The organism is Gemmobacter sp. (assembly GCF_016792925.1).
Lineage (GTDB): Bacteria > Pseudomonadota > Alphaproteobacteria > Rhodobacterales > Rhodobacteraceae > Gemmobacter.
This window is the reverse complement of sequence record NZ_JAEULU010000247.1, coordinates 1-16,215: the sequence shown is the minus strand read 5'-3', so window position 1 is coordinate 16,215 and position 16,215 is coordinate 1. Positions and strand designations below refer to the sequence as shown.

Sequence of the window (16,215 nt, the reverse complement as noted above, 5' to 3'; positions counted from 1 at the left end):
CCAATCGCCGAAACGACCAAACCGCCCACATATCTCTTCAGATTTCCATCAATGTCAAAGAGCATCCAGACAAAAAACCAGCACCGCGCCATCCTTGGCGCGCCGCCAACCTCATCTCCAGAACCAATCCGCTTCCGCGTCGCCGCTGCATCGTCTCGGTGAGCGGTTATCTAGGGAAAGCCGCCGGGAGCTGCAAGAGGAAAAATCACCGAACTGCAAAGTTTTCGTCATGCGCCCGTCGCAATGCCTTGTTTTGCTGGCGCCGCCTGTTTTCCGGGCAGTGCCGCTGAGGCCCGCACACAAGAGGCGCCCCCGGGAAAATGCCACCCGCCCCTCCGTTCCGCCCGAATCGTGGCTGAAAAGGTCGCATCCGGCGGGCGCGGCTTCGTGAAGATGATTGCCAGAACAGCGCTAACATGGCTAGATTCTGGCCAGTATCTTTCCTCAGGAGTAAGAAAATGGGATTCAAGGAAGCAATTGAAACGGTTCTGAAGCAGAAATACGCGACCTTCTCGGGCCGCGCCTCGCGGTCGGAATATTGGTGGTTCGTTCTGTTCATCATGATCGTGGCCCTCGTCCTCAGTGGCATCATGATGATGGGCATGGACTTCACCACCGGCGAGATGGGCACCTTGGCGAAGCTCGCCGCTGGTCTGCTGGTCATCTTCTATCTGGGTGTTCTCATCCCTTCGATCGCCGTGGCCGTGCGTCGCCTGCATGATCGCAACATGTCGGGCTGGTGGTATCTGGGCTTCATCGCGCTCAGCTTCATTCCCTTGGTGGGCTTTGTCGCCTCCATTGCCATGCTGGTCATCTTCTGCCTGAAGGGCACCGATGGCGACAACCGCTTTGGCCCCGATCCGCTGCGCCCCGGCGCGCGCGCCGACATCTTTGCCTGATACGGGAAGGCCCGGCCCCAGGTCGACCCCTGGGCCGGGCCTTGCCATGTGACCTTGCGGTTGATCTGCGCCCCCGGCTACAAGCCTTGCAGATTAACGGCAAATGTTGTGAGGGTGACGATGGAATTTGGACAGGCTGTCCGCAAATGCATGATTGAAAAGTATTACCCCTTGATCGAAGGCCGCGCCGCGCGGTCAGAGTTCTGGTGGTTCATGCTGTTCTACATTCTGGTCATTGTGGGCTTCATGATCGTTCTGGGCCTGCTGGCTGCGCTGGTCATGATCCCCCTCAGCCTGAATGGCGGCACCACGGATGCGGCGGTGCTTGCCTCTTTCGTTCCGCTGGCCCTCCTCTTCATGGTGATGCCGCTGCTGTATTTCATGGTGCCACCGGCTGTCGCCGTCACCATCCGCCGCCTGCATGATCGCAACATCTCGGGCTGGTGGTATCTTGGCTTCACCGTCGCCTCGATGATTCCGGGCGTCAATCTGCTCGTCATGCTGGCCATGTTCATTCTGATGCTGCTGCCCGGCACCCAAGGTGACAACCGCTTTGGCGGTGATCCGCGCGCGCCGCAGGGCAACATCTTTTCATGAGGTCAGGGCTGGCTCTCGCGCTTTGGCTGCTGGCCCTGCCCGCCTTCGGGCAGGATCAGTTCCGCATCGAGGCCGATGCCGCCCCGCCCCGGGGCGCGCAAGCGGCCGAGGTGCAGGCCACGGCCCGCGCCGAGGGGGCGCAGACCGGCATGACCTATGCCGAGACGCTCAGCGGTGATCTCTCTGCCGGTCGCTCGCGCGAGATGATGCCGCAGACCCGCAACGCCGAGCCCGCGCGCCTGCCCGCCTCCGGCCCGGTTTCCACCGTCTTCGTCCTCCTGCTGCTGGTCGGGCTGCTGGCGCTGTGGCTGCGCTATGGCGGGGCCGGGGCCTTGTTGTCGCGCGCACCCGAGGCGCAGAAGAAACCCGCGCAGGCCCCCGAGGCCTGGAATATCAGCGCCGAGGATCAGGCGGGCGATCCGCGCAACCTGATCGACCAGATCGCCGCCATGCCTGACCGCTCTGCCGCGCTGGTGCGGCTCTTGCGCCATTGCCTGCTGACTGCGGCAACCGAGACCGACACCCGCCTGGCCCGCGCCGATACCGAGCGCAGCGCCTTCCGCCGCCTGCCCGGTGGCTGGCGGCAGCAGGGCGCCTTGCAGGCGATCCTGCGCCGGGCCGAGCTGGCGCATTACGGTGGCCGCCCGGTCACGGACAGCCAGTTTGCCGAGGCTATCGCCGCCGGGCGCAGCATCCTGACCGGCAAGGGGGCCGCCCATGCGTAACCTGCCGCTGTTCATCGTGGTGGTGCTGATCCTGGCCCGTCTGGGCGGCGTCTTTCTTCTGGGGGGCACGGGGGCCGACCGGCGGCTGGATGCCTCGGTCATCGGCTTTGATGCGCTGGAACCTTGGCTGGAGGCGCAGGGCCTGAACGTCGAACGCTCCAATCCGCGCATCCGGCCCAATATCGAAGACCTGTCGATGCGCCTCCTGCCGCTTTACGATACGGATCTGGAGAGTGCCGCGACCAAGCCCGCCGATGCCCGCGCCGCCTTTTATGCCAGCGATCTGCGCGATCTGAGCCGGGAGGACATCGAGGGGCGGCTCTATGATATGGACGCGCTGGTGATCTTGCCGAAATGGGTGGCAGGCACCGCCGTTTCCAATGTCGCCCATGAAAGCGCCCTGATCCCGCAGGCGAACCTGCACCGCCTCACCCGCCAGTTGCGCCTTGGCGGGCTGAAACTGCGGCGCCACGGGGCGCGCTTCCTCACCTTCGACAGCGAATTTGGCCGCATCGCCCTGTTTCAGGCCCAGCTTTTTGATCCGGCCTCGATCCCTGATATCTGCACCCCGGACCTTGTTCTGCCCGAAGGTGTCTTGATGGTCTCCTGCACCTTCCCAGATTCGGAACTGGTCACCATGGTGCTGTCAGACCCCGATCTGATGAACAATCACGGGCTGACCGTGGCGGATAATGCCGCCGTGCTGGTTGGCCTGATCAGAACTTGGGTCGGTGCGGAAACCACGGCCGATCACCCGCGCCTCTATCTCGATCTGTCCGGCGAAAACCTCGCGCAATGGTATGATTACGAGGACGAGGCGCAAGATTACGAGCGCAGCGGCGAAGACCTCGCGCGCTTTTTCCAGCCGCCTTTCACCGCGCTTTGGGCCATGCTGCTGATCGTGCTGGGCGTGGCCTTCTGGCGCGGGGCGCTGCGCTTTGGGCCGCTGACCCCGCCCGCCGATGATACGCCCGAACAATCAAAATCCGCCGCCATCGCCAGCAATGCGCGCCTGTTGCGCATCGCGGGCCATGATGGCCGCATGGCGGCGGAATATGTGCAGGCCAGCCTGCATGATCTCGCGATTGCCACCTTTGGCCGCGCCGCCGGGCTTGGCCCCGCCGGGCAGGCGCGGCTGATGGCCCATCTGGCCCGCCGCGATGCCCCCGCCACCCACAGCCTGCAAGCGCTGGTCGGCCGGCTCACCGATCCCGCCCTCGCCCTGCCCCCGGCCGAGCTGCGCCGCAGCCTTGAAACCTTCCGCTCTCTTCTGGAGAAACTGACCCATGCCTGACCACGCCCCGACGCCGCTCACCCTTGAGGGCTTTCAGCAGCTGGCCGAGGCCCTCCGGGCCGAAATCCGTCAGGTCATCGCCGGGCAGGATGCGCTGATCGACATGCTGATGGTCTCGGTGTTCGCGCGCGGCCATTGCCTGCTGGAAGGCCCGCCCGGCACCGCGAAAACCCTGCTGGCGCAATCGCTGTCGCAGGTCTCCACCCTCGCCTTTGGGCGCGTGCAATTCACCCCCGACCTGATGCCCGGCGATGTGCTGGGGGTGAACCTGTTCAACTTCCAGACCAATGAGTTTCGCCTGACGCGGGGCCCGATCTTCACCGACATCCTGCTGGCCGACGAGATCAACCGCGCGCCGCCCAAAACCCAGTCGGCGCTGTTGCAGGCCATGAACGAGCGCGAGGTGACGATTGACGGCACCACGCATCCGCTGGGGGCCGAGTTCTTCGTGATCGCCACCCAGAACCCGATCGAGCAGCACGGCACCTATCCGCTGCCCGAGGCGCAGCTGGACCGCTTCCTGTTCAAACTGCTGGTCGATTTCCCGGATCGCGAGGCCGAGATCGCCATTCTCTCGCGCCCCCGCACCCATGCCACGCTGGCGCAGGTGATGACCCGTGCGCAATTGCAGGCGGGCCATGCCCTGATCGACGCGATCCGGCTGGAGGACAGCATCACCCGCTATATCGTCGATCTGGTGCGCGCGACGCGCAGCGATGGCGAGGTGCTGCACGGCGCCTCCACCCGCGCCGCTGCCGCGCTGGCCGGGGCGGTGCGCGCCCGCGCCGCGCTGGAGGGCCGCGATTACGCCCTGCCCGATGATGTGCAAACCCTGTTCCTGCCCGCCATGCGCCATCGCATCGTGCTGGGCCCCAGCGCCGAGATCGAGGGCCGCACCCCCGATGATGTGCTGACCGCCATCCTCAACCGGCAGGACGCGCCGCGCTGATGCGCCCCTCGCGCAACATGCTGGCGCTGGTGCTGGTGCTGGCGGCGGTGACCGTCACGCTGGTCATGCTGGAGCCGGGACAGACCACCGTGCTGGCGCTGCCTTGGGTCGGGCTGCTGGCGCTGGCGCTGGTCGACCTCATGCTGACCATCCCGCCGCGCGGCCTCAGCGCTGCGGTGGATGTGGCGAACAGGGGCTTCACCGGCCAGTCGCTGCCGCTGGCGCTGACCGTCACCGGCAAGCGCCTGCCCGCCACGCTGGAATGGCGGCTGACCCATGGCGCCGGCTTGGGCACCGATCCCGGCCCGCCCGCCGCCCTGCCGCCGGGCGCGCAGCCAAAACTGTACATCCCGCTCTCTTTACGCGACCGGGGTGTACACGCCATTACCCATCTGGCCCTGCGCTACCCCTCGCGCTTTGGCCTGTTCGAGATGCTGCCGGGCTGGCCGCTGGATCTTTCGGTCACCGCCTATCCCGATATTTCGCCCATCCTCTCTGGTGCCATTCAGGCGCAGATGCTGCCGCTGACCGATGGCGCCCGCGCCAGCAAGCTGCGCGGCGAGGGGTCCGAGTTCCACCAGCTGCGCGATTACATCGCCGGGATGGACCCGCGCAGCATCGACTGGAAGCGCTCTGCCCGCGTCAACCGCTTGATTTCACGAGAAACTCGGGTCGAGCGGAACCATCAGATCATCCTGTGTCTGGATACCGGGCATCTGATGGGCGAGCGTCTGGGCCTGCTCACCAAGCTCGATCACGCCATGCACGCCGCCCTTGCGCTGACATGGGCGGGGGGTCTCGCGGGCGATAATGTGGGCTTTTACAGCTTTGGCCCGCGCCCGCATGCCTTTCTGCCGCCCCGGCCCGGTCGCGCCGCCTTTGGCCATATACAGGGGGCTTGCACCACACTGCCCCAAGATGTTGATGAAACCAACCACACGCTTGGCCTCACCGTGCTGAACAGCAAGCTCAAGCGGCGCTCGCTCGTCGTGGTGTTCTCCGATTTCGTCGACAGCACTTCGGCCGAGCTGCTGGTGGAAAATCTGGCGGTGATGCAGCGCCAACACCTTGTTCTCTATGTCACTTTGCGCGACCCGGCGATCACCGCCCTGATGCGCCCCGCCCATGCCGGGCTGGATGAGGTGGCCGAGGCCGTCGCCGCCGCCCGCATCCTGCAAGAACGCCAGGCCGTGCTGGACCGCCTGAACCGGCTGGGCATCCTCTGCCTCGACACCGCGCCTGACCGTCTGGGGCCAGACCTCATCTCGCGTTATATCGAGATCAAGGCGAAGGAGATGCTATGACGAACGCCGCGCCCTCGCTGGATCAGATCCGCTCCGCCCGCTTCCGCACCGAGCGCGAAGCCGGATGGAAGCGGCTGGATGCGCTGGTTTTACAGGCTGAAAACAATGGCTTGCACCGGCTGGGCTATGATGAGGCGCAAGAGCTTGCCAGCCTCTACCGGCAGGCGATGAACGCGCTTTCGGTGGCGCGGGCCATCTCGATGGACCGGGCCTTGCTCTCCTATCTCGATGCGCTTTGCGCCCGGGCCTATCTGGTGGTCTATGCCCCGCAGGAAAGCCTGCGCGGGCTGTTCGCCCGGCTGATCACCCATGGCATCCCGCAGGCCGTGCGCCGCTCCAGCCCGGCGCTGCTGATCGGCTTTGTCGCCATGTTGCTGGGCATCCTGTTGGGGGCGGCGCTGTATGATCTGGACAAAAGCTGGTTTTATACCTTTGTTCCCGGGGAGTTGGCCTCGGGTCGCACGCCCGAGGCCAGCGCCGATTATCTGCGCTCGACCCTGTTCGACGGCGGGCAGGACAGCCATGACGAGCTGGGCGGCTTTGCCACTTTCCTGTTCTCGCACAATACGCAAGTTGCCATTCTGACCTTCGCGCTTGGCATCTTCGTCACCCTGCCCAGTTTCGTGCTGACCTTCTATAACGGCTTGATTCTGGGCGCTTTCTGGAAGGTCTTTGACGAAAAGGGCCTTGCCTATGAGATCACCGGCTGGCTCTCCATCCATGGCGTGACCGAGATGGCGGCCTTTTGCATCGCCTGTGCCGGCGGGGCGCAGCTGGGTTTGGCGGTGCTGCTGCCGGGGGCGGTGACGCGCCGCGAGGCGCTGCGCCAACGCGGGCGCGATGCGGTCAAGCTGATGATCTTGGCCGGTTTGATGCTGATTTCCGCCGCCATTCTGGAGGGGTTCTTCCGCCAGACCGTGCAATCCACCGAGGCCCGGTTGGCAATCGGCTGGGGCATCGGGCTGGCCTGGGTGCTGTGGCTGACGCTTTCGGGCCGGGAGGCAGAGGCATGAAGGCCCATACCGCGACCAACCTACCCGCCTGGGAGGCCAAGGGCCTGCTGCGCCACACCCCGCCGGAAAGCGTGCCGCTGACCTTTCGCCTCTCCAGCCTCGGCGCGCGGTTCGGCGCGCAGATGCTGGACATCCTGATCACCTATGCCGGCGTGCTGATCCTTGCTATCGCATTGACATGGGTCGGTATTTTCAGCTGGGACGGGTTGATGGCCTTCTATGCGCTGGCCACCTTTTTCATGCGCATCCCCTATTACGTCCTGTCGGAGCTGGTCTGGAACGGCCGCACCTTGGGCAAGCGCATTCTGGGCGTGCGGGTCATCAGTCTGGATGGCCGCCGCCTGACGCCACATCAGATCGTGGCGCGCAACCTGATGAAAGAGGTCGAGGTCTTCCTGCCGATGGCCACGCTGTTCGGGGCGGCCAGCATGACATGGTGGCTGGCGCTGGTCTTGCTGGCATGGATGGGCGGCACCCTGCTGGTTCCGGTGTTTTCAAAGCTCAATCAACGGCTTGGCGACATGATCGCGGGCACGGTGGTGGTCGAGACGCCCAAGCCCCAGCTGCTGCCCGATCTGTCCACCCAAAGCGCCGCGCGGGGCTATGAATTCCGCCCCGAGCATCTGGGCATCTATGGCCGGTTTGAGTTGCAGACGCTGGAAACCATCCTGCGCGACCCGCCGAAAAACCCCGAGATGCGCAAGCGGGTCAGCGATGTGGCGCAGACCATCCGCCGTCGCATCGGCTATGACGAGGAGGTGCAGGCCAGCCGGGAATGGGATTTCCTGCTGGAATTCTACCGCCAGCAGCGCGAGTTTCTGGAAAGCCGCACCCTGTTTGGCGACACGCGCGAGAACAAGTTCCACACCGCCGCCGCCAAGCCGCCCGAACGCTGACCGGGCGCCAATCAGGCGCGGGTTGCGCGGCGGATCACAGCCGCGCCACCGCCCGCGCCACCCGATCCAGATGGCGGGCGCGGCTGTCAGCTGTCGTGAGGTCCATGCGGTAAAGCGCCAGAAAACGACGGCGGCCCAAGGGCTTGCACAGCACACCAAGGCTGCGCAACACCTGCCGCCGCCCGGTCGCCCCGGCCAGCCAATAGGCCAGCGGACCGGCGCCACAGGTTGTCAGCACCAGAAGGCCGCCAATCTGGCGCAACCCAGGCCGCAGCCGCACGCCGGGGCCATCGGGCAGGTGAAAGGCGATGCCCGGCAGCAAAACCCGGTCCATCCAGCCCTTCAGCATGGCCGGCAATCCGCCCCACCATGTCGGATGGATCAGCACCAGCCGGTCACACCACAAAAGATTTGCCGCATGCTCCGCAACGCCCGCGGCATTGCCCGGCACTTCGGCATAGCGCGCCAGATCGGGGCTGCGCAAAACCGGATCAAAGCCCTCGGCGTAAAGATCGGTCAGCCGGATCTCTGCCCCCTGCGCTGCCAGCACATCCAGCACCCGGTCACGGATCGCGGCGCAAAAACTGTGCGGCTCCGGGTGGCAGTAAAGAACCAATACCTTCAACACATTACCCTTTTCTGCGAAAAGGCCGGGCATGGCTTGCCCTTTTTCTGCGAAAAAGGCCGGGGTCTCCCCCGGCCTTCCTGTCACGCATCATGCCCGTCCGGATTGGCCTTGTTCCAGCGGATCGAGGACCAAAGCGCCACCCCGATCAGCGCCGCGCCGCCCAGCCCGGTGATGACCTCGGGAATGTGGAACAGGGTTTGCACATACATGATCACAGACAAGATCAGGATGGCATAGAAGGCGCCATGTTCCAGATAGCGGTATTCGGCCAGCGTGCCGCGCTCGACCAGCATGATGGTCATCGAACGCACATACATGGCGCCGATGCCGAGGCCTATGGCGATGACAAACAGGTTCTGGCTCAGCGCGAAGGCCCCGATCACCCCATCGAAGGAGAAGCTGGCATCCAGCACCTCCAGATAGAGGAAGGCGCCCAGACCGCCCTTGGCGGCGGCGCTGGCGGTTTCCTGCGATTTGTCCAGAAACCCGCCCAGAACCTCGACCAGCAGGAAGGTCAACAGGCCGTAAATGGCGGAATAGATGAACACATCGCGCTCGGCCCCTTCCAGCAGGCGCGAGAACAGCAGCGCCACAGACAGCACGAAGGCGATCTCGATGCCCTTCACGCTGGCATATTGCGAGATGCGGCTTTCCAGCCATTCGATCCAGTGGATGTCCTTGTCCTCATCCACGAAATAGCCAAGCGCCACCATCATCAGGAAGGTGCCGCCAAAGGCCGCGATCGGCAGATGGGCGTCCTGCATGATTTCGGCATAGCGGGCCGGTTCGGTGGCGGCCATCATCATGGCCGTCCAGGGCCCGACCTTGGCCGCGATGACCACGATCAGCAGCGGGAACACGATCCGCATCCCGAAGACGGCGATGATGATGCCCCAGGTCAGGAAGCGATGCTGCCAGACCGGCGTCATCTCTTTCAGCTTGTTGGCATTCACGATGGCATTGTCGAAGGACAGGCTGATCTCCAGCACGGCCAGAACGGCGCAGATGAAGAAGATGGTCAGCATCCCCGAGAAGGTGCCGGTGGTTTCCCAGCCCAGCCAGGCGCCAAGGGCAAGGCCGATCACGGTCGAGATGATGGCCCATTTCAGATAGGCGAACAGCGGCTTGGGCTGCGGTGCGGCGCTCAGGCTCATGCGCGGCCCCCTGCCATAGGGGAGACGGCGGCGCAGGGGCGGCCGATCAGCGGTTGGGTCATGGTGAATTCGATCCATCGGCGGTTTCAAACTCGCAGTGCCGACATCGCAGGAACGCCGATTTTCCTGCCAGAGGGGCCCGGTCACCGAGTGAGGCGCGACACGGAGTCGCGCTGTCTTGCGCTTTACTGCCGCAATGACGGTTTTGTCAATCTTGCTGAACAGCCGCGCCCTTTACAGCATGGCATCCGCGGCGAAAAGCGCCGCCTGCGTGCGGTTGCGCGCGCCCAGTTTCTGACAGACGGCGCGCACATGCATCTTGACCGTCACTTCGGAGATGTTCAGGTCGCCCGCGATTTCCTTGTTCAGCTTGCCCGCCCGGATCGCCCGCAGCACCTCGCGCTCGCGCCGGGTCAGGCTGGCGAGCGGCCCCGGCAGGTCAGAGCCCCGGCGCGACAGGTCCAGCCCTTCGGGCAGCCAGACCTCGCCCGCCAGCACCTGCCGCAAGGCCTGCGCGAGGATCTGCGCGGCGGTGCTTTTGGGGATGAAGCCCGAAAAGCCCTTTTCCAGCGCCTCGGCCACGGTGGCGGCCTTGGCCAGACCCGAGAACAGCACCACGGGCCGTTCCTGCGCCAGGGGGATCAGCGTGGCGGAATCGGTCAGGCCGGTGCAATCGGGCAAGACGAAGTCCAGCAGAACCAGATCATAGGGGCCAGAGCCCGCCAAGGCGGCCCGCGCCTCGGCCAGGGTGGCGGCGGTGTCGATGGCAAAGCCCTGCGCCGACAGATGCGCCGCCACAAGATCCCGCACCAGGGCATGATCATCCACCAGCAAAAGCCGGGTCGGGGTGGCCTCGCCCTGTGGGCCTTGCTCGTCTTGCTGCATCCGCCTTGCCCTGCTCCCTGAAGCTGCTGACCCGAACCGTGACTCCGGTCCGCGACAAGTGGATGATAGCACTATTCTGCGGCGCTGCCATCCTGCGGGCCGGTTGCGGTGGCCAGGGCCTGCGCCGCCTCCTCCCACAGGGCGGCCAGCGCGGCGGTGGCTTCGGGCGGGCAGGCGCCGGTCTCGGCCAGATGCGCCTCAGCCCCGCGCAGGGCCTGCACCAGTCGCCGCAGCCCCAGCATGGCGCAGGCGCCTTGCAGACGGTGCAGCCGCTCGGCCAGACCCTCGGCCAGCGGCAGACCCGCCAGATCGGCCAGCACGGCTTTCGCCTCGGCCTCCAGCCCGGCGGCGGTGCGCGCCAGATGGGCGGCGGGCAGCAGGGCGCGCAGCTCGTTCAGCACCGCCGGGTCCAGCACCGGCTCTGGCAGCGAGGCGAGGATGGGGCGCAGCCGCGCCAGCGTGACGGGTTTGGGCAGGATTTCGGTCAAGCCGCCCGCGTGAAAACGCTCCAGCTCCTCGGGCAGGCCATGCGCTGTCAGCGCCACGATGCGCGCCCCGGCCGAGGGGCCCCGGCCGCTGCGAATGGCCTGCGTGGCCGTCAGACCATCCACGCGCGGCATGCTGATATCCATCAGGATCAGCGCAAAGGCCTTGGCATTGGCGGCAAGGATCGCCTCGGCTCCATCGGCGGCCTCGGTCACGCTTTGGCCCAGATGCCGCAGCATCTCGCGCAGCACCAGCCGGTTGGTTGGGTTATCCTCGGCGATCAGCACCTCTTGCCCGGCCATGGGCAGTTCGGGCAACAGATCGCTGCGGCTTTCGGGCAACGGCGCCTGAGCGGCGGCGACCGGCAACAGGATGCGGAAGCTGCTGCCCTCGCCGCGCTGGCTGGAGACCTCGATCCGGCCCCCCATCGCCTCGACCGTGCGGCGGGCGATGCCAAGGCCGAGGCCAGTGCCCTCGGTGTCGCGGTCGTAGCCATTTTCGCCCCGCTCGAAGGGCTCGAAGATCGCCTCCAGCCGGTCAGGCGCGATGCCGATGCCGGTATCGGCCACCTCGACGCTCAGCAGGTGCTGGCCCTGCTGCGCCCCGTCCGGCTCCAGCCGCGCCGCGATATGGATCTCGCCGCCCCGGGTGAATTTGGCGGCATTGCCCGCAAGGTTGAGCAAGACCCGCATCAAGGCCCGGCGGGGCGCGCGCACCCAGGCCTGATCCGGCGGCGGCAGCGACAGGGTCAGCCGGTTGCCCGCCGCCTCGGCCAGCGGCAGCACCTGCCCCGCCATATCCGACAACAGGGTGGTGACATTCAGCGCGACCGCCTCCTCTGGCGCGGCGCGTTCGTCCAGCCGGGCCTGATCCAGCACATCATTGATCTGTTCCAGCGCCATATTCGCGGAACGCTCGGCAATCTCGAGGAATTGCAGCTGGCGCGGATCGGGCCGCGTGGTGCGCAGAAGGATGTCGAGCGCCGCAATCACCCCGTTCAGCGGCGTGCGCATCTCGTGGCTCATCACCGCCAGAAAGCGCTGCTTGGCTTCGGCCGCCTGAAGCGCGGCATCGCGCGCCGCCCGCAGCGAGGCCTCGTGGCTGCGGCGTTCGGAAATGTCGCGCAGAAAGGCAAACCGCACCGGGCGGCCCTGCGCGTCATCCCCCGCCGTCAGCGACAGCTCTACCGGCAGGCGCTGGCCATTGGGCCTTTGCGCGGTCAGCTCGATCCGGGGGCTGGTGGCGGCGCCGCGCAACAACATGCCGCCCAGCGTGGCGCTGCCGCCGGGCACCAAATGGCGGAAATCGGTGCCGATCAGCGCCGTGCGCGTCATGCCGAACAGGGCCAGTGCCGCCGGGTTGGCATCCACGATGCTGCCATCCGGGCGCAGCACCACCACCCCGTCCAGACTGGCCGCCAGCGTGCGCTCCAGATTGGCGCGGGCGCGCACGGCCTCGCGGCTGCGCAGGCGCAGGCGGCGCGACAGGCGGGTGGTGACCCAGACGGTGAGGGTAAGCAGGGCAATCAGCGCAAAGCCGATCTCGGCCCCCCGGCTGAGCAGGGTTGCCAGTGTCTCGCGCCCCTGAATGCCCGCCGCCACCAGCGCCGCCAGCGCATCGGTGGTGAAGGCGCGCATCGGTTTGCGCAGGCTCAGCGCCGTCCTCTGCGCCTCGGCCAGCCGGGCCGTGGGCAACAGGGTCGAGCCGTCCAGCAATTGCTGCAAATCGCGGGTGCCCTGCCGCACCTGTTGCCAATGCTCGCCATCGCGCAGCGGCGCCAGCACGGCGAAGCCCGCCATATAGCTGTCCATCACCTCGACCCGGCTGAGGTAGATGTCGAAGGCCTGCCGCAGCTCAGCCTCGGCTTCGGGGCCATGATCCGGCGCCACGCGATCCAGCGCGAGGATCAGCTTCAGCGTCTCGACCTCGGCCTGCGCCACCAGCCATGTGGCGTTCTCGGATTGCGCGGTGCGGGCTTCCTCCAGCCGGTTGCGCACGCTTTGGCCGATCAGCGCCAGCACCACCAGACCGGCCAGCACAATGGCCAGAACCAGCCAGATGCGGCGGCGCAGCGCCCGCGTCAGCCGGGCCGACCAGCGCCGCAGCGCCGGACGAAGGCTCATCGCGGCAGTTCCTGCACCTGCACCAATTGCCAGACGCTGAGGGTGTGGATGCGCTCGCGGCTCAGGTCGATCTCGTCATCATAGGGGTAAACCAGCCAGAGCGGCCCCTGATCCCGCACGTCGAAAGCCTGGCCGTTCTGCCGGGTCGCGATGATGGGCCAATCGTCGCCCAGCTCGTCCAGCCCCATCTCGACCTCGTAATCATTCAGCGCCCGCAACAGGATGCGCCCCTCGGCGATCCCGGCCAGCGCCAGCACATCGCGCAGGCGCGGACCGCGAAAGGCGATGCGCCCCTCCGTCCAGATCGTCGTGGTTTCAAAGCTGACCTGGGGCAGCGCCTCCAGCGCCGCCCGGTCCAGCGCGATGCCGGGGCCGGTCTTGGGCACGACGCGCAGCAGGGTCTGCGCCGCGGTCTCGGCCCGCAGCGTTTGGCCCGTGAGGGCCAGCACGCCGCAAAGGCCCGTCAGGATCGTCCGTCTTTGCCACACCATGCGCTTGTCCCGCAGTATCCCATGCACCGTTAAAGCTGCGTATCGTCTGACATTGGCCCGGTAAAGCTGTCTTTAGGTGAGCTTTTGCAGGCTTTGCCGCCTAGGTCAGGCGTGACAGCAGTGCCATCAGCGTCACCCGTTCGGATGGTGTCAGCGGCGCCAGCCCCTCCTCCATCGCGGTCACGGCGGGGGCATAGGTGCGCCCGACCAGCGCCCGGCCCTCGGCTGTGATCTCCACCGTCAGGCGCCGCTTGTCACCCGGATCGGCCCGCCGCGCGACAAGACCAAGCGCCTCCAGCCGCCCCACCACGCCCTTGACCGTGGCCGCATCCATCGAGGCCACGCGGCCCAGATGGTTCTGGCTCATGGCGCCTTGCTGATCCAGCCGCACCAGCGCGGCGAATTGCATGGTCGTCAAACCGGGGATCAGCCGCGCAAAGATCGCCTGATAGCGCTGCACCGCCCGGCGCAGCTGATAGCCATACTGGTCTTCCAGAAGATAGGGAGGGCGCTGTTCCATAGAGTCAGGGGGTAGCGGCGGCCCCGCCCTGTGGCAAGGCTTGTGATGCGGCGGGGCGGCATTTCCCCCTTGTCCATGTGGCGCGCACGATACATAAACCATTGCAAACACATGAAAATTTGTTTGCATACATACAGTTTCGCGGATCAAGCGCAAAGGATGCCGCCCATGACCCTTCTTTCCCGCCGCACGGTTCTGTCTGGTCTTGCCGCCGGGTCGGCGCTGTCGCTGGCGCCGATGCGCTTTGCTTCGGCGCAGACCGCCGCGCCGATCAAGCTGGGCTTTCAGGTGCATCGCACCGGCATCGGCGCGGGCTATGGTCGCTGGTATGAGCGCGTGGCGACCGCCGCCGCCGCCCGGATGAACGGCATGGGTGGCATCAATGGTCGCCCGGTGGAGCTGGTGTTCGAGGATGATGGCACCGACCCGAAACGCGGCGCCGAGGTGGTGGACAAGCTGGTCAGCCAGCATGGCGTTGACCTGATCTTCGGCTCGCTGTTCTCGCATGTCGTCATCGGTTCGGCCCCCCGGGCGGGCGAGCTGAAAGTGCCCTATCTGCCCTGCTCTGAGGGCTATCACGTCGCCTCGGGCATGCTGAACCGCTGGTGCCTGCAACCGGGCATTTCCGATGTGCGCGCGCAGGTCAGCGCCATGGCGCCCTGGGTCACGCAAAATCTGGGGAAGAAGGTCACCATGGTGTTCCCCGATTACGCTTTTGGCCATGATCACCGCGATTATTTCACCGAGGCCGTGGCCGCGCAGGGCGGCGAGGTGATCGCGAAGATCGGCATTCCGCCGACCGAGACCAGCTTTACCCGCTATTTCCCCCAGATCCCGGCAGAGACCGAGGTGCTGTATCACGTCATGGTCGGGCCTTCGGTGCTGACCTTCGTGAAAGAGCTGGGCGAGTTTTATGGCGCGGGCAACGGCCCGCAGATCTTCGGCTTCATCGACAGTCTGGAAGGCGTCGATCTGGCCTCGCCGGGGCTGGAATTCCTGGAAGGCAGCCATTTCTGGGAAGGCCATTGCCGCCACAAACAACCCGACGCGCCGGCATGGGAGGCCGAATATCGCGCCGCCGTGGGCGTGGATGACAACGGCGCTTCGCTGGCCGACCCCAAGGATGTGGCAACCTATGCCCATATGTTCTCGGTCTGGGAGACGCTTTCGACGATCAAGAAAGGGATGGAGGCTGCGGGCTATCAATCCACCGCCGACCGCCAGAAATTCGTCGAGGCGGTGGAGGCGATGACCACCCTTGAGGCCGGGCTGGACCATGTGCAGGGGGCAAAGGTCTTCAACGGCAAGACCCATCAGGTGTTCAGCACGCAGTTCATCTCCAAGGTCGAGGCGGGCAAGCTGGCGCGGGTGCATACGACCAGCATCGAGGATGGCCTTTATCCCGATGCGGTGGATTACACCGCGCAATCCTTCTGATACTGCGCGGAGCGTGGGGCGCGCGGGCGGCGCGCCCCCAACCGAAAGGACGCCGATGGGCACCGGACCCCTGTTGATGCTGGCCACACTGGAGGGCACGGTGATGGCCGCCGTGCTGGCCTTGGCGGCCGTGGGCCTCAGCCTCACCTTCGGGGTGATGCGGGTGGTGAATGTGGCGCATGGCGAATTTTTCATGCTGGGCGCCGTGCTGGCCTGGGCGGTGGCGCAGGCTATTCCCTCGGCCCCGCTGGGCTTTTTGGCCGCGCTGGTGATCGCGCCCGCGCTGGTCGGCGCCTTGGCTTGGGTGACGGATACCGCGCTCCTCAAGCGGCTGAATTACAACCCGGATTCCACCATCGTCGCCACCATCGGCCTGTCTTACCTGATCCAGCAGGGCGCGCTATCTTTCTTTGGCCCCGATGCGCGTGCGGTCGAGGCCCCCTTCACCCTGCGCCTGCAATTCCCCGGTTTTGGCTATTCCGGCTACAAGCTGTTCGTGGTGGTGGCGGCGCTTTCGGTGCTGTTGGCGGTCTGGTGGGGGCTGACCCGCAGCCGCGCCGGGCTGGTGATGCGCGCCACGCAAGTGGATCGCAACACCGCGCGCGCCTTTGGCATCAATGTCGATCGGGTCTATGCGGGCACTTTCGCGCTTGGCGCGGCGCTGGCGGCGCTGGCTGCAGTGCTGCTGGCGCCGATCTCGCAGGCGCATTACCTGATGGGGCATGACCCGCTGCTTTTGTCCTTCATCGTGGTCATCATCGGCGGCTTGGGCAGCCTGCGCGGCACGCTGCTGGCGGCGCTGGTGATCGGGCTG

General features: G+C 66.0%; 17 protein-coding genes. 11 read left to right on the top strand and 6 right to left on the bottom strand.

Translation table 11 applies throughout. From position 1 onward, the window contains the following. From JNN06_RS11735 to JNN06_RS11695, 9 genes are all read left to right on the top strand, one after another. On the top strand, positions 1-290 hold a 290-nt coding region (locus JNN06_RS11735), incomplete at its 5' end, for a hypothetical protein (RefSeq protein ID WP_291239777.1). A gap of 168 nt (positions 291-458) precedes the next feature. Next, entirely contained in the window at positions 459-899 is a 441-nt protein-coding gene (locus JNN06_RS11730) for a DUF805 domain-containing protein (RefSeq protein ID WP_291239776.1), read from the top strand. A 120-nt stretch (positions 900-1,019) separates the two neighbouring features. Beyond that, positions 1,020-1,496, top strand: coding sequence for a DUF805 domain-containing protein (locus JNN06_RS11725; protein WP_291239775.1), 477 nt, complete (start codon positions 1,020-1,022; stop codon positions 1,494-1,496). Beyond that, the gene (locus JNN06_RS11720; RefSeq protein WP_291239774.1) at positions 1,493-2,221 is read left to right on the top strand and encodes a hypothetical protein; all 729 of its coding nucleotides are present in this window, start codon (positions 1,493-1,495) and stop codon (positions 2,219-2,221) included. Before JNN06_RS11725 ends, JNN06_RS11720 begins: the two co-directional genes overlap by 4 nt. Next, the gene (locus tag JNN06_RS11715) at positions 2,214-3,515 is read left to right on the top strand and encodes a hypothetical protein (RefSeq protein ID WP_291239773.1); all 1,302 of its coding nucleotides are present in this window, start codon (positions 2,214-2,216) and stop codon (positions 3,513-3,515) included. The genes JNN06_RS11720 and JNN06_RS11715 overlap by 8 nt, the downstream gene beginning before the upstream one ends. Then, the gene (locus JNN06_RS11710) at positions 3,508-4,464 is read left to right on the top strand and encodes a MoxR family ATPase (protein WP_291239772.1); all 957 of its coding nucleotides are present in this window, start codon (positions 3,508-3,510) and stop codon (positions 4,462-4,464) included. The genes JNN06_RS11715 and JNN06_RS11710 overlap by 8 nt, the downstream gene beginning before the upstream one ends. After that, entirely contained in the window at positions 4,464-5,768 is a 1,305-nt protein-coding gene (locus JNN06_RS11705) for a DUF58 domain-containing protein (protein ID WP_291239771.1), read from the top strand. Before JNN06_RS11710 ends, JNN06_RS11705 begins: the two co-directional genes overlap by 1 nt. Next, entirely contained in the window at positions 5,765-6,781 is a 1,017-nt protein-coding gene (locus tag JNN06_RS11700; protein WP_291239770.1) for a stage II sporulation protein M, read from the top strand. Before JNN06_RS11705 ends, JNN06_RS11700 begins: the two co-directional genes overlap by 4 nt. Next, positions 6,778-7,677, top strand: a complete 900-nt coding sequence (locus JNN06_RS11695; protein WP_291239769.1) for an RDD family protein — start codon at positions 6,778-6,780, stop codon at positions 7,675-7,677. Before JNN06_RS11700 ends, JNN06_RS11695 begins: the two co-directional genes overlap by 4 nt. Positions 7,678-7,711: 34 nt before the next feature. Here JNN06_RS11695 and JNN06_RS11690 read toward each other — a convergent pair whose 3' ends face one another. The 6 genes from JNN06_RS11690 to JNN06_RS11665 all read right to left on the bottom strand — a co-directional run bounded on the left by JNN06_RS11690 (position 7,712) and on the right by JNN06_RS11665 (position 13,964). Then, positions 7,712-8,302 (bottom strand): NAD(P)H-dependent oxidoreductase, encoded by a 591-nt coding sequence (locus tag JNN06_RS11690; RefSeq protein WP_291239768.1) that lies wholly within the window; start codon positions 8,300-8,302, stop codon positions 7,712-7,714. A gap of 83 nt (positions 8,303-8,385) precedes the next feature. Then, positions 8,386-9,459, bottom strand: coding sequence for a DUF475 domain-containing protein (locus JNN06_RS11685; protein ID WP_291239767.1), 1,074 nt, complete (start codon positions 9,457-9,459; stop codon positions 8,386-8,388). Positions 9,460-9,693: 234 nt separating this feature from the next. Beyond that, positions 9,694-10,344 carry a response regulator transcription factor gene (locus JNN06_RS11680; protein ID WP_291239766.1) on the bottom strand — a complete coding sequence of 217 codons (651 nt, stop codon included), beginning with the start codon at positions 10,342-10,344 and terminating at the stop codon, positions 9,694-9,696. A gap of 71 nt (positions 10,345-10,415) precedes the next feature. Next, complete coding sequence (locus JNN06_RS11675; RefSeq protein ID WP_291239765.1) at positions 10,416-12,953, bottom strand: PAS domain-containing hybrid sensor histidine kinase/response regulator; 2,538 nt, start codon at positions 12,951-12,953, stop codon at positions 10,416-10,418. Next, positions 12,950-13,444 carry an oxidoreductase gene (locus JNN06_RS11670; RefSeq protein WP_291239764.1) on the bottom strand — a complete coding sequence of 165 codons (495 nt, stop codon included), beginning with the start codon at positions 13,442-13,444 and terminating at the stop codon, positions 12,950-12,952. Before JNN06_RS11670 ends, JNN06_RS11675 begins: the two co-directional genes overlap by 4 nt. Positions 13,445-13,544: 100 nt before the next feature. Next, entirely contained in the window at positions 13,545-13,964 is a 420-nt protein-coding gene (locus tag JNN06_RS11665; protein ID WP_291239763.1) for a MarR family transcriptional regulator, read from the bottom strand. A gap of 159 nt (positions 13,965-14,123) precedes the next feature. Between JNN06_RS11665 and JNN06_RS11660 the strand changes: the two genes are divergently transcribed. Together JNN06_RS11660 and JNN06_RS11655 are read left to right on the top strand one after the other, a co-directional pair. Continuing rightward, positions 14,124-15,401, top strand: a complete 1,278-nt coding sequence (locus JNN06_RS11660) for an ABC transporter substrate-binding protein (protein WP_291239762.1) — start codon at positions 14,124-14,126, stop codon at positions 15,399-15,401. Positions 15,402-15,456: 55 nt separating this feature from the next. After that, positions 15,457-16,215: branched-chain amino acid ABC transporter permease (locus JNN06_RS11655; RefSeq protein WP_291239761.1), on the top strand; the 759-nt coding region annotated here is incomplete at its 3' end.